The 13,232-nt window shown below is 33.7% G+C and carries 10 protein-coding genes; 6 read left to right on the top strand and 4 right to left on the bottom strand.

Going from position 1 to position 13,232, the window contains the following annotated elements; translation table 11 throughout:
- From M0Q24_RS07685 to M0Q24_RS07660, 6 genes are all read left to right on the top strand, one after another.
- On the top strand, positions 1-344 hold a 344-nt coding region (locus M0Q24_RS07685; RefSeq protein ID WP_295049201.1), incomplete at its 5' end, for a CZB domain-containing protein.
- Between the two features lie 43 nt (positions 345-387).
- Positions 388-2,745 (top strand): fatty acid cis/trans isomerase, encoded by a 2,358-nt coding sequence (locus M0Q24_RS07680; protein WP_295049199.1) that lies wholly within the window; start codon positions 388-390, stop codon positions 2,743-2,745.
- A 62-nt stretch (positions 2,746-2,807) separates the two neighbouring features.
- Positions 2,808-5,930, top strand: coding sequence for a cytochrome c biogenesis protein CcsA (gene ccsA, locus M0Q24_RS07675; protein WP_295049196.1), 3,123 nt, complete (start codon positions 2,808-2,810; stop codon positions 5,928-5,930).
- Positions 5,931-5,939: 9 nt separating this feature from the next.
- Positions 5,940-6,638 carry a DUF2461 domain-containing protein gene (locus M0Q24_RS07670; RefSeq protein ID WP_295049193.1) on the top strand — a complete coding sequence of 233 codons (699 nt, stop codon included), beginning with the start codon at positions 5,940-5,942 and terminating at the stop codon, positions 6,636-6,638.
- A 3-nt stretch (positions 6,639-6,641) separates the two neighbouring features.
- Positions 6,642-7,460 carry a DNA adenine methylase gene (locus tag M0Q24_RS07665; RefSeq protein WP_295049190.1) on the top strand — a complete coding sequence of 273 codons (819 nt, stop codon included), beginning with the start codon at positions 6,642-6,644 and terminating at the stop codon, positions 7,458-7,460.
- A gap of 9 nt (positions 7,461-7,469) precedes the next feature.
- Positions 7,470-8,702, top strand: coding sequence for a hypothetical protein (locus tag M0Q24_RS07660; protein ID WP_295049187.1), 1,233 nt, complete (start codon positions 7,470-7,472; stop codon positions 8,700-8,702).
- A 23-nt stretch (positions 8,703-8,725) separates the two neighbouring features.
- On the opposite strand, the gene M0Q24_RS07655 is transcribed toward M0Q24_RS07660, so the two are convergent.
- From M0Q24_RS07655 to M0Q24_RS07640, 4 genes are all read right to left on the bottom strand, one after another.
- Positions 8,726-9,973 carry a hypothetical protein gene (locus M0Q24_RS07655; RefSeq protein ID WP_295049184.1) on the bottom strand — a complete coding sequence of 416 codons (1,248 nt, stop codon included), beginning with the start codon at positions 9,971-9,973 and terminating at the stop codon, positions 8,726-8,728.
- Positions 9,974-10,094: 121 nt separating this feature from the next.
- On the bottom strand, positions 10,095-12,215 hold the full coding sequence (locus tag M0Q24_RS07650) for a TonB-dependent receptor (protein WP_295049181.1): 2,121 nt from the start codon (positions 12,213-12,215) through the stop codon (positions 10,095-10,097).
- A 131-nt stretch (positions 12,216-12,346) separates the two neighbouring features.
- Positions 12,347-12,730 carry a biopolymer transporter ExbD gene (locus M0Q24_RS07645; RefSeq protein ID WP_295049178.1) on the bottom strand — a complete coding sequence of 128 codons (384 nt, stop codon included), beginning with the start codon at positions 12,728-12,730 and terminating at the stop codon, positions 12,347-12,349.
- Entirely contained in the window at positions 12,723-13,232 is a 510-nt protein-coding gene (locus M0Q24_RS07640) for a MotA/TolQ/ExbB proton channel family protein (RefSeq protein ID WP_295049175.1), read from the bottom strand. Before M0Q24_RS07640 ends, M0Q24_RS07645 begins: the two co-directional genes overlap by 8 nt.

Genomic DNA, 13,232 nt, shown 5'->3' with positions numbered 1-13,232 from the left:
TAGGACATGAGCTCTTTGTCAATATGGCAAAACTAGATCATATGGTCTTAAAAAACAACACTTATTCAGCTGCCTTTGAAGGCAAAGCAGACTCTTATGAAGGTGACCACACTATGTGTAGACTTGGTAAATGGTACCAAAATGAAGGTAAAGAGAATTTTGGAGCCAATCCTAGCTTCTCTTCTCTACTGGAACCTCATGCGCAGATTCATAAGAATATTTTTCACATAACTAAAATGATAAAAGATGGAAATGCTGATTCTGATGAGCTAATAAAACTCTTTAAAGAAAATGAACATATATCAAAAGAGATGTTTGATATACTAGATAATATAGTGTCTTAATGATAGAAAATAAAGATGGGAAAATAGAGAAGTTTTTTATAAAATGTTGAAAAATTTATCTATTTTTATAGTAGTGATTTTATTTAGTGCTTGTAGTGTTGAACCACTTAAACCTGTAGAGGTGGACGTTACAGCCCCTAGAGTTGATTACTTAAATGATGTAAAACCCATACTAGATAGAAGATGTGTAGTTTGTCACTCATGTTATAACTCACCATGCCAACTAAAACTTAGCTCTTTTGAAGGCTTAGATAGAGGTGCTTCAAAAGATAAAGTTTACTTGGCTGAGAGATTATCTGCACAAGATCCATCTAGACTTTTTATGGATGCAGATAGTACCCAAGAGTGGAGAGAAAAGGGTTTTAATAGTGTTAGTGAGAGTGACTCAGAGGATGGAACTAATAACTCTTTGATGTTACTTTTATTAGAACATAAGATGCAAAACCCAAAGAATGTGGGAAGTTATTATAGTGAAAGTGATGATGTTACATGTGCTAAAGATAGAGATGAATTAGCATCTTTTTTAGATAAAAACCCACATAGTGGTATGCCTTTTGGTTTTCCACCTCTGAGTGAGAGTGAGTTTGAAACTATCAAAAGATGGTTAGCCCAAGGTGCAATAAGCCCAAATAAAACTCAGATGAACTCTATAAAATCTGCTTCAAAAACAGCACAAAAACAGATATATACTTTTGAAGAGTTTTTAAATAAGCAAGATCCAAAGCATATTATGAGTGCTAGATATATTTATGAACATCTTTTCTTGGCTCACATTGCATTTGAAGGAGCTGATGGAGAATTTTTTGAACTAGTTCGCTCAAAAACACCATCACCACAAGCAATAGAGATTATAGCTACTGTTCGCCCTTATGATGATCCACAAGTAGATAAGTTTTACTATAGGTTTAGAAAGATACATTCAACGATAGTTCATAAAACTCATATGGTTTATGATCTAAGTGAAAAAAAACTCCTTAGATATAAAGAACTATTTATAGAGCCTGAGTGGGAAGAGTCCCCTTTTATAGTTGGATATAAACAGATATATAACACAGATCCATTTAGAGTTTTTGGGCAGATCCCAGCCTCTTCTAGATATGAATTTTTGCTAGATAATGCTGAGTATGTTATAAGAACTTTTATAAGAGGTCCAGTTTGTAAGGGTCAAATAGCTTTAAATGTTATACACGACAATTTTTGGGTTATGTTTATGGCACCAGAGTATGATCTATCACTCAAAAACAGAGATTTTTTTAAAAACCAGTATGAAAATCTTAGAATGCCAATAGAAGATGGAAGCACGGTAGGGTTATTAAGCACCTTTAGTGACAAATATATAGATGCAGCAATTCTTTACAACCAACAAAGACAAGAACTTTATGATGAAACCTATAAAAATGGACTCGATATTTCAAGTATATGGAGAGGCAAGGATGCAAGTTCTGCACCCTTTTTAAGTATATATAGACACTTTGATAGTGCATCTGTTTATAAGGGTGCATTAGGTGGGCTTCCTAGGACAGCATGGGTTTTAGACTATCCTCTTTTTGAGAGAATATATTACGCTTTGGTTGCAGGTTTTGATATTTATGGAAATGTTGGGCATCAAGTCTCTACTCGTCGTTATATGAGCCGACTTAGAGTTGAGGGAGAGACTAATTTTTTAAATCTCTTACCTCAAGTTGATAGGCAAAAATATCTCGATTCTTGGCATTTAAATGCACAAAATAAAGAAGCTGTTTTTTTATCAAAAAATGAATCAGCGATTGAATATAAAAAGATTGACTCAAAAAGAGAGCTACTTGAGAGAATTGTAGATAAGCATCTCTTAAAATCTTGTGGTATAGAGTTTGATAAACTAAACTATTTCTATGCAAATGAGAGAGTTCCAACTCTTCCTAATGAGTATAAAACAAAAAAAGACTATCATCAAGCATTTAAGTCTTTAGTTAAAGAGGGATTAGCTTTTATAAAAATGGAAAATGGATATAGCTTTAATCTTGCATATATTAGAATAAAAAATATACCAGATATGCAAGATATTGTAGCCTCAGCTGTTGTAAATAGATGGCATGACAATGTCTCATTTATGTTTAAAGAAGACAAGAGACTAGACCCTTCTAAAGATGAGTTTGATTTTGTTGAGGGGTTTGTCGGCTCTTATCCAAATATGTTTTTAGTAGTTGATTATAAAGATCTACCAGATTTTTTTGATCTTTTGCACAACTATGATGCTTCTAAAGAGTATAAAATAAAGTTTTTAAAGTATGGTGTACTCCGGAGTGATGAAGACTTTTGGAAGACTTATGATTGGTTTCAAGATAAATTTTTTGAGTCAAATCCTAAAGAAGCAGGACTTCTTGATTTAAACAGATATTATCATAGAGCCTTTGATAAATAATAAATTTAACGCTTTATTAGCTTAATTTGAATAGAATAGCCTTTTATTAAAAAAGGCTATTTATGAAACAAGTTTTATCCATCTTAAACTCCATGAAAACCATGGCTATACTGATGTCTATCTTTGCATTTGCCATAGGTTATGCAACATTTGTAGAAAACGACTACGGAACTATAACAGCTAAGGCTGATATTTATAATGCAAGATGGTTTGAAGTTCTTATGGCTTTACTGACTATAAATCTTATTTTAAATATTTATAAATATAAAATGTTCTCACTTAAAAAAGCTCCTATATTTATCTTTCATGTCGCTTTTATAATTATAATCATAGGTGCTGCAATTACTCGCTATATTGGTTATGAAGGAACTATGCATATTCGTGAAGGTCAGAGTGCATCAACTATGATAAGTTCAGACACCTTCTTTACCCTTGATGCAAAAGTAGGGGATAAAAATGAGATCTCACAACAATCTTTATATCTCTCTAAAAAGAGTAAAAACAGTCTTGATACATCTTTGAATATAGACGGTAAAAATGTTCACGTAGAGCTTGTAGAGTACATACCAGATGCTATAGAAGCTATAGTCGCCTCTGATGATGGCATCGCAATGGCAAATATTATGGTGACTGGTTCAGGTAAAGGTGAGCCTATTGCTCTTAGTCATGGTGAATATTATGAAAATGATAACTTTGTACTAGATTTTGGTTCAAACAAAAGTTTTGATAAGATGGTTATCTCTCTGTTTGTAGAAGATGAAAAGTTTTTTATAAAGCATGATATGCCTCTTAGTTTTTTAAAGATGGATGACAATTCAAATGGAACACTTGATGCAAATGAAAAACAGCTTTTTGCCACAAGGACTCTCTACTCTTTAGCTGGTGGAGGATTTGTACTTCGTGACTTCTATCCAAAAGCTACAAAAAAAATAATCTCAAATCCAAATGCATCTCCTCAAAGTCCTGGTTATGATGCTTTAGTTTTTAATGTTAGTGTCAATGATGTAAGCAAAGAAGTTATGATTTATGGAAAAGCTGGAAGAATGGCAAAAGAGTATCATAATGATATAAATGGTGTAGATGTTCATCTCTCTTATGGCTCAAAAAGGTTAACTATCCCTTTTGAGGTTAAGCTTTTAGATTTTCAACTAGATAGATACCCAGGATCTATGAGTCCTGCATCTTATGCTAGTGAAGTTATTCTTATAGATAAAGAGCAAAATGTAGAGATGCCATATAGAATCTTTATGAACAATATTTTAGAGCATCGTGGATATAGATTTTTCCAATCATCTTATGATCAAGATGAGAAAGGTACTGTCCTCTCAGTTAATAATGATCCAGGAACTCTTCCTTCATATATAGGATATTTTCTTTTAAGTTTAGGTATGTTGTGGTCACTCTTTTCACAAAAAAATAGATTTGCACAACTAGCTAAAAGAGCAAAGAAAGCGGCTGATGAAAAGGCTTTAGGCTCACTTTTAGCTATAGGACTTCTCTTTAGTTTTACTCCATCTTTTGCAGCGGAGTTAGATCCTAGTCTAAAGACTATAATCTCTTTTGATAAGGCTCATGCAAAAAAATTCTCAGAACTTGTGATCCAAGATAGTGGTGGAAGAATGAAGCCAATGGATACACTAACTACTGAGATCTTAGCTAAGGTTTATAGAGGATCTTATATAGATATAGCAGGCAATAAACTAGATGCCAACCAAATCATTCTAGCTATGATGATAAAGCCTGATTTATACCGCGATATCAAGATGATATATACAAAAAATGAAGAGATCAATAAACTAATTGGTACAGAGTTAAAAGCAAAACATGCTTCATTTTCGCAATTTTTTACTGATCCTGATAATATGAGAGGCTATAAACTTGCAGAACTAGTAGAAGTTGCAGTTAGAAAAGAGCAAAAGCATAGAGATATGCTTGATAAAGAAGTGCTAAAAATTGATGAGAGAGTCAATATAACTTATGCAGTTTACACTGGCTCACTGCTAAGAATGTGGCCAAAACCAAATGATGACAACAACAAATGGTACCCAACGATAGAGTCACTTCAAACTTTCTCAGAGCAAGATGCACAGAGGATAAGACTTATTGCAATTGATTATTTTTCAGCGATTGATGAGGCACTTAAGAGTTCTGAGTGGACTAAAGCAAATGAAGCATTAGAGAAGCTAAGAGAGTATCAAAAGTTTTATGGTACAGAAGTTTATCTAACTAAAAATAGCATCAAAGCAGAGATCTTTTATAACAAAACAAATATTTTTGAGTCTCTCTATCCTTACTACTTAGTGCTTGGTTTTGTTCTTTTGACACTTAGTTTTATAAAGATTATAAAACCTGCATTTAAGATGGATATGTTTTCTAAAATAACTCTAGGTCTTTTAGTTCTTTTCTTTTTAGCACACACTTTTGGGCTTGGACTTAGATGGTATATCTCAGGACACGCTCCTTGGTCGAATGGTTATGAGTCGATGATCTACATAGGATGGGCTACAGCTCTTGCTGGGATCTTCTTCTCAAGACGTTCATCTATGACTATGGCATCTACATCTATTTTAGCGGGACTCATTCTTTTTGTAGCGCACTTAAACTGGATGGATCCACAAGTTACAAACCTAGTTCCAGTTTTAAACTCATACTGGTTAAGCATACATGTGGCAGTAATTACGGCTAGTTATGGCTTTTTAGGTTTAGGCGCTCTTTTAGGTTTTGTTGCTATTTTACTCTTTATTATCAAAACAAAAAGTAACGAAAAACATATCTCTTTATCTATAAAAGAGTTAAATGCCATAAATGAGATGAGCCTTATGATGGGGCTTGTGCTCTTGACTATAGGTAACTTTTTAGGTGGTGTTTGGGCGAATGAATCTTGGGGAAGATACTGGGGATGGGATCCAAAAGAGACATGGGCACTTGTTACGATCTTAGTTTATGCTGTAGTTGTGCATCTTAGATTTATAAAGAAAGTTTATAGTGAGTTTAACTTTGCTGTTATCTCTCTTTTATCTTATACAGCAGTTATCATGACTTACTTTGGAGTAAACTACTATCTTGCAGGGCTTCACTCTTATGCCAAAGGTGATCCTGTTCCTATTCCTGATTTTGTTCCTATAACTTATGCGATCATCTTTATCTTAGTTGCACTTGCCTTTAGAAATAGAAAATTAGTTTAGAGTAGAGGCATGGAGTTTAAAGGTTTTTCTAAAAAGACTCTTGCCTTTTTACAAGCCATTCGACAAAACAATAACAAAGAGTGGTTTGAAGCACATAGAAGTGAATATGAAGAGTTTGTACTAAATCCTTCAAGGGCTTTTGTAGAAGAGTTTGGCGAGCATTTAATGGCGCTAGAGCCTACTATAAACTTCTCGCCAAAGATAAATAAGTCACTATTTAGAATTTATAGAGATAGTCGTAGAATGGGTGCTATAAAAGTTCCTCTAAAACATCGTATCGGAATCATCTTTTGGCAGGGTAGTGGTAGTAGGATGCAAACATCATCATTTTACCTGCACTTCTCCCCTGATGAACTTTTTGTAGCTGTAGGCGTTAGATGGTTTGAGAAGCCAATGCTTGATGCTTACCGTGAATATATAAAAGATGATGCAAGAAGATCTAACTTAGCTAGAGTATTAAAAGCGATAGAATCTAAGGGCTATAAAACCATAGAAAAAGGGTATAAAAGATATCCAAAGGGATTTGATAAAGATATGTCTGATGCCGAACTTAGTCTATATAAGGGCATGGCAACTTACAAGATCTTAGATCCAAATATCATAGTTGATGGAGATCTGCTTATAGATACTCTATATAAGATCTATGAAGATATGCTTGAACTTCAGCGTATTGTTTATGAAATTAGTTTGAGAGTTAAGGAAGAGTAGTTGGTGAAAAAATGTCAACCTTTTATAAAGTGGGTAGGTGGCAAAAGGCAGCTTATAACTGAACTTAAATCTCTTATGCCAAAAAACTACAATAGATATATTGAGCCTTTTATAGGTGGTGGTGCTCTGTTTTTTGAGCTTCAACCAAAAAATGCAATTATAAATGACTATAACAAAGAGCTTGTAAACCTTTACAAAGTAGTACGAGAAGCTCCACAAGATCTAATAAAAGATCTTAGTAAACATAAAAATGAGTCAGAATATTTTTATGAGATCAGAGTAATAGACAGAGATGAGAAAAAATTTAAAAAACTTACTAAAATCCAAAGAGCGAGTAGATTTATCTACTTAAACAAAACAGGATTCAATGGCTTATATAGAGTAAACTCAAAAGGAGAATATAATGTTCCCTTTGGAAGATATAAGAATCCAAACTACTGCAATAAAGAGAACATTTTAGCTTGTAGTGAGCTACTAAAAAATACTGAGATCCTTAATGGTGACTTTGAAGCATTAAAGCCAAAAATCAAAAAAGGTGATTTTGTCTATTTTGATCCTCCTTATGTTCCACTAACAACTACGGCTAGTTTTACGGGATATACAAAAATTGGTTTTGATGAAGATATGCAGATCAGACTTAGAGAGTTGTGTGACTATATCGATGAGATAGGTGCATATTTCATGCTCTCAAACTCATATACAGACTTTATCTTAGAACTCTACGATAAGTATAAGATCCATACAGTTAAAGCTACTAGAAGCATTAACTCTGTTGGCAATCAAAGAGGCAAGATCAAAGAAGTTGTAGTAACAAACTACTAGGAAGATTTTATGAGTAAGATAAGTAAAAAAGATCAAGCATGGGATGAGATTTTTCATGAACAAAAAGTATTAGATAAAATAACAAAAGATGGCTATTTTGATATAACTGCAAACTGCATAAAAGAGATCTCAAAGCAAGAACCAAGACTCATTACGAAGATAGACTTTAGAGAAGAGTTGCCTCATATTATGGCAATACACGGTTTATCTATTTTAGCTATAAAAAATGGTCTCTATAAAATAGCTAAAAATGATCCATTTATAGATATAAAGAGAGAACCACATTGTCATATAAAGACAATAGAAAAACCAAACTACATCACAACAATAGATCCCTTAAATATTAAAAGTGAATCTGCTGCATTAGATATTGCAAAAATTTCTGGTATGCTAGATCTAGTCTTTAAAGAACAAACAGAGTTAACTATAAGAGGCAGGTTACGAGGGAGTTTAGAGTTTTCTATAGGTATGATTGATTATGAAGTTGATAAGGTACAAATAGAAGTAGATGGTGGTTATGAAGGTGCTACTAGCGTTAACTTGGTTGAGTCTAAAATAGGTTTTAGAAACAATATAAATATAAGACAACTTCTATATCCAGAACTTATGTGGAAAAATCAAAGATCCACACTCAAGCATAAAAAAAATGTTAATAGCTTTGTCTTTTATTATCAAGACGATCTCTTTAGATTTTTGCCATTTAAATATGATGGTAGTAAATTCTCAGTTATGCACGAAAGAGAAGAAGCTTTTAGGTTTAAAATAGAACAGAAATTTTCACTTAGTGAGATTAAAAAAACAAGTGAAGTTCTTGTAGATTATAACTCACCATTTCCTCAAGCAAATGATTTTGAAAAAGTTCATGCAATACTCTTAAATATAGAAAATGAAGAGTGTCCCACTAAGATAAGTATAATCTCTAACTTTGATGTAGTTGATAGACAAGCTAACTACTACTTCAGTGTTTTAGAGTGGTTGAAGTTATGTAGATATGATGGAGAGTGTATAGAATTGACTGAGAGAGGATCTTACATAGTTTCTCTTGATATTCAAAGCAGAATGATAGAATTAGCAAAGATCATATTTTCTGAACCAATATTTTTCAACACATTAAATAACTTAAGCATTAAAGAAGAAGAGTTTAAAAAGTGGCGAATGGGTGAAATTACAGCAAAAAGAAGGCTAAGTAGTGTGAAAAATTGGATTTTCTACTTTAATAATTTTTTTCAAAAAAGAGTATAAAGTAGAAAAACTAGAAGTAAGAGTTAAAAGTTATAGTTCAAAACTATTTGAATACGGTCATTGTCAAACTCTGTTTTAGTTGATGACTCTTTGTCTTCGCCTATAGCGTAGATAAGAGCGATATCAGCTTCACCGTCGTTATATTCATACTCAGCGCCAAAGTTCATCTCAGTTACATGAGCCTTAATTCCACCTGCAATTGCATCAGCTCTATAATCTCCATACGCCCCAAATATAGTAAATCCAGCTATCTCGTAACTTGCACCAAGCATAAAAGATTTACCATCTCCATAACTACCATCATGCAGAGTTCCAGCTGTAACTGTGTCTAAATTTGTATATGAAGATCCACCACCAAAACCTTCAAAGACTGATTTAGTATTATTTACACTAACTCGATTATAAGCACCAGTTAGAGTTAGATCATATAAATTAGCCTCAACCATAGTACCCATGATGCTACCGTCTATATCGCTACTAACGCCATCTTTTTTTTGATCATTTTCAGTTAGGTATTGAGCACCTATTTTAATCTCAATATCTTCATTTACAGGGATAGTTCCTAAGACATCAGCATAAAAAGCAGTTACTTCTTTTGTAACATCATAGTACCAAACACTTGCTTCTAAATAGTGATCCGCATATGTTATAGCACCAACTCTTGTTCCATCTTTGCCAGTATCAGCCCAAGAATTGTTTTCTGCATTCGCATACTCTGTATCCACACCTTGCCAAGATAAAATATTACCAGCGATAAAGGCAAGACCTAGATCTTTAAATGTATATGAAGCAATGTAAGCCTCAAAAGTGTGAGGAGTCATTCTAATGTCATCACTATCTGCTAGGGGAGTGTCTATAAGTTGGCGGCCACCACGAAAATGAAATCCATCGTATGAGAAGTTCAAATAAGCCTCAGCTAATTCTGTATAACTCTTTTGGCTTGATGCCATCTCATCGTTATATTTAGTATTATTACCACTAAGTCTGTTTATAGAGTGAGATGTTTGCATCGCAGCACCAAGACTAATACCCATAAGTGAAGCAGTCTTATACTTTAGTTGACCACCCACTGCTGTTGCATAAGTATCTTTATCTCCAGTAATCTCAACCTTGTTTGTAGCATAGCCTAAACGAATTTGTCCGCTTACTTCGCCATCACTAAACATTTGAGTTAAGTTTTTTGCTTCTTTAGAAGTCTTTACATCCTCAGCAAAAGCAAGTGTACTAAGTGCGATGGTAGTTACCAAACTTAGTTTTACAATTTTATTCATATTCTCAACTCCCCTTGAGTTCAATTTTGAAAATTAATATCATAATTATAGAGTAGAAAACTTATTTTTTATTTAAATCAGTAATCATTATCAAGTAGATTTGTAGTTTTTTAAATATAAACTAAAAACTACCTCTTAAACCTGCAAAGTAGTATCTTCCTACATTTGAACCAAGTATATCTTCTACACCACTATTGCCAAGGTTGTTAACTCCGCCATAGATCTCTAACATCTTGTCTATTTTGTATCCAAAAGTCAGATCTACAAGAGTGTAAGCATCTGTTTTAGAGTTAGGAATCAAAGTTTGAGTCGGTGCACCTTCATTTATAACTTTTGTATAGTGTTGTTGTCCTATATATTTTCCCATTAGTCCAAGATTTAAATCTTTTGTAACTTGATAGTCAAAACTTAACATTAAAGTTCTATCAGGATTGAACTCAAGATCTTTTTTTGTTTTTTCATCCTCAGTCATTAGCTCATTGTAAGCCAATTTTGAGCTTAAGTTCTCAAGCAGTAAGTAGCTAAAAGATAGTTCTAAGCCCTTAGTGTTTGCATCTGAAACATTTTCGTAAGTATAAATAGCACCTTTTTGTACTTGCTGGATTTTATTTGTAATTTGGTTATAAAAAATAACAAGGTCATAGCTTAGATTGGAGTTTCGCCCACCCAATCCTATTTCATAAGCGTTTGTTGATTCTGGCTCTAAGTTATAACCTAAAATATCAGCACCTCTTTGAGGGCCATTTGGAGTATTCATATTTATATATAACTCTCTAATATCTGGAGTTCTGAAGCCTTGTGCAAAGTTTGCTCTTAGTTTTGCTAGTTTGTCAAACTCATAGATCCCGCCAACTCTAAATGTTGGTTTGTCCTCAGCGTTGCTAATCTCTTCATATCTAGCACCAAGAATTGTATTGAACTCTTCTGTTACTTCCCACTCATCTTGCAAGTAGATTGATTTATAATCAACTTTTTTCTCAGTTGTACCGACATTGTTAGTAAAAACTGAAGACTTTCTTTTCTCATCTCTATACTCAAGTCCACCAGTTAAGAGGTGTGCATCAGTAGCTAAGTAAGATGCAGATGCTTCATAAGTTGTGATATCAACATCAGCGTTCATAGCAGCATTTTTAGAAGCTTCTTCTGAGGTGTAACCAAAATCACTCCAATATTTAGCAGTAGTTGTATTTCTTTTTTCATACTTAGAGTTATAGATCCTTGTTTTTATGTTTAGCTCATCTGTAGGTGCATACTCTAGATCTACACTCAGATCTAGTCTGTTGTTTTCATCGTGTGAGTTTACAGGAACATTCCATGTCGGTATATTTTTTCCTACATTTGGGCCAGCAGTAAACTTATAGTTTGATGGATGAACGAAGCCAATATAAACACCATCTCTCTCTTCTTTGAAGTAGTTAATATCTATACCTGCAGTTAGGTTAGAGCTAAAATCATAAGTGAGTCTTGTTCCTAGAGTATAGATCTCGCTATCTTCTCTATATGTAGTATCAGTGTTATAGTTATCTTTTATACTAGTCATATCAGGAAAAACTGCAATAGGAGTTTGAGAAGGTTTCTTCCCAGTAGGAATCCAAACATCAGCCACTTCACTCTGCTCATAAGGCTTAGTTGTTATGTAAGAACTATAAGCACTATAGCCAAAGCCATTGCTTTTGCCTTGTATGCTTAAAGCTAGGTTTGTGGTTTGTGCATCTGAGTCTTCATTCATCCCATATCTTGCATCATAACTTATCTTCATCTCATCAGTAGGTCGTTTGGTGATGATGTTTATAACCCCACCAACTGCATCTGCTCCATAAAGCGAACTCATAGGACCTTTGACTATTTCTATTCTTTGTATGATAGATGCAGGGATTCTTTGCAGGTCATAAGGGTTTTTAACCTCTCCAGCTAAGCGTCTTCCATCTAGCAAAAATAGAGTTCCATTTGCACCCATACCTCGTATTGAGATAGATGACTTACTTTTTGAACTTGCACTTGGAAAAGTTCCATACTGCATAACAAGCCCAGAAGTTTTACTTAAGATATCTCCTAAGTTAGAAGCTCCCATCTTCTCTATATCCTCTTGCGTAACTACATCTACAGTAGCAGCAACCCCATCTATACTTTTTTGTGTTTTAGTTGCAATACTTACAACTTCGATAGCTTTCATATCTTCAGCCGCAAAAGCGTAGTTGCTCATAAGTAATGCAAGAGATGCACTTATTGTAATTTTTTTCATTTTTTCCCTTTTATTGTAACAGTCATAATAATCAATATCAATTGATAAGATTAAAGCTGTCTATATTTTATTTAAAGTAGATGCCAAGCATCTCCAAAAGCTCTACAATAGTAGAGCCAATGCAAAGGCTCTTAGTGTGGTTTTGCAACCAATGAAAATGAAGTTAGCTCATTTTCTTGAAGTATCTCAAAGAGCTTCATAACTCTCTCATACTCCACTTCTTTATCTATATATATGAGGATCTGAATACTCTTTTCATAAGTAGAAAAAAGCTCATCTAAGTTCTCAAAACCTTTCTTTTTGCCATCAACTGCTATTTCTTTTTTGCTAAGTTCTATAGTTACACTTTTTTCTTGTGTCTCTTTTGCACTAGCTTCTAAGTTTGGCAAGTTTAGAGCTAAAATGACATCTTCTTTTTTAAAGACAGAACTAACCATAAAGAAAATAAGCAAGATAAAAACAATGTCTATAACAGGTGTTAGATCTGGTGCTATTGTTGGTCGTCTCTTACGCATCTTTAAGCTTTATAAAGGTGTAGATCTCTTGAGTAAAAGAGAGTTCAAGTTTGTCCATCATGGCAACTAAATAGTTATAACCAACATAGTGCGGAATGGCAACAATTAACCCTGCAATAGTAGTTATCATAGCCATTGAGATCCCATCTGCAAAAAAGCTAGGATCTCCCAAGCCATGCACAGAGATGCTAACAAAAGCAGTATAGATCCCTATAACAGTTCCTAAAAGCCCCAAAAGTGGAGAGATAGTTGCAATGATCTTGACACTCTCTAAACCACGTTCAAGCGAGTGCATCTTCTCATGAACAACTAACTCAACCATTGAAATATCACTATTTTGCGGTAGTACTTCTAAACAGTCTTTGCATCTATCTTTTTTCTTTATCATAAAGCTTAGAAGGATCAAAAACTTCCATAACATGATGATAAGACCAAAGCCTAACATAGCGATGAGTATGAGTATAATAACTCCGCCTTGATCTATAAACTGATGTATATTCAT

The sequence above is a fragment of the Sulfurimonas sp. genome (assembly GCF_023228785.1).
Classification (GTDB): Bacteria; Campylobacterota; Campylobacteria; order Campylobacterales; family Sulfurimonadaceae; genus Sulfurimonas.
Note: the sequence above shows the minus strand (reverse complement) of the source record. Positions and strands in the feature narration are given on the sequence as shown.